Genomic DNA, 725 nt, shown 5'->3' with positions numbered 1-725 from the left:
TTTTGAATTATTTGACTCTCTGAAAGGTAATAATATTCAAGTTACATTGTTTTTTAGTAATGATAAAAAATTAATAGGAGTAGATTATTTTATAAATACAGTATTTTCTCAAAGAGAATGTTTTTTCGATCAATTTACAAAATTTGATAACTTCTTAAGATCAAATTTAAAATTTGATATAAAATTTGTAAATGATAATCAAAGAAATGCTAACCCCTTTTTTTCTTATACATTTCATATCTATTAAAAAAATGAGATTATAATTTTATTCTTTGTGCTGCCCTCATGCTTCGTAGCTGTACCAGGATAAATCCCATATAATATAATAATCCAACTAGCTTGCACCATATTGAAAAAGGGGAGAATGAGCTTTTTAATATGGCACTGTAGCCTTACCTATTTTTCAAACAGTTCAAATATGTTAAAATAGACTTAAGATAAGCAAACTATTTACCGACAGTCATTTTCTTTATTTCATCATCTGAATGCGTATCTAAAATCTTTGCGTAGCGGTAGAAAGTAGCACGTGTCAAATTAAGTGCTGTATATATTTCCTCCGGACTCTTTTTGACATCTTTGTAAACTGAACGCATAAGTAATAATTTAGAAATGGTTTCTTTGCTATATCCCTTTGTAATCTTCCCTAAAAAACGCTACGATTAAAAATGTAGTTTTATTAAATTAGGGATTATGAAAAAGAGTAAATTCAGCGAGGTTCAAATCAT

At 27.7% G+C, this 725-nt stretch carries 2 protein-coding genes; one reads left to right on the top strand and one right to left on the bottom strand.

All coding sequences use genetic code 11. The features are described 5' to 3' along the window. Positions 1-247: hypothetical protein (locus tag IP023_RS15780; RefSeq protein WP_241791365.1), on the top strand; the 247-nt coding region annotated here is incomplete at its 5' end. Positions 248-446: 199 nt separating this feature from the next. Here the strand turns inward: IP023_RS15780 and IP023_RS15775 are convergent. Then, positions 447-593: a hypothetical protein gene (locus tag IP023_RS15775; protein ID WP_241791364.1), complete on the bottom strand. Its 147-nt coding sequence runs from the start codon at positions 591-593 to the stop codon at positions 447-449. Between the last annotated feature and the right edge of the window lie 132 nt (positions 594-725).

Source organism: Sphingobacterium rhinopitheci, from assembly GCF_022627575.1.
GTDB classification, from domain to species: Bacteria; Bacteroidota; Bacteroidia; order Sphingobacteriales; family Sphingobacteriaceae; genus Sphingobacterium; species Sphingobacterium rhinopitheci.
The sequence above is the reverse complement of the archived record's forward strand: the minus strand, read 5'-3'. Positions and strand labels throughout refer to the sequence as shown.

Excerpts from the sequence above, each read along its gene's own strand:
- IP023_RS15775 (WP_241791364.1), bottom strand. The coding sequence starts at position 593 with ATGCGTTCAGTTTACAAAGATGTCAAAAAGAGTCCGGAGGAAATATAT.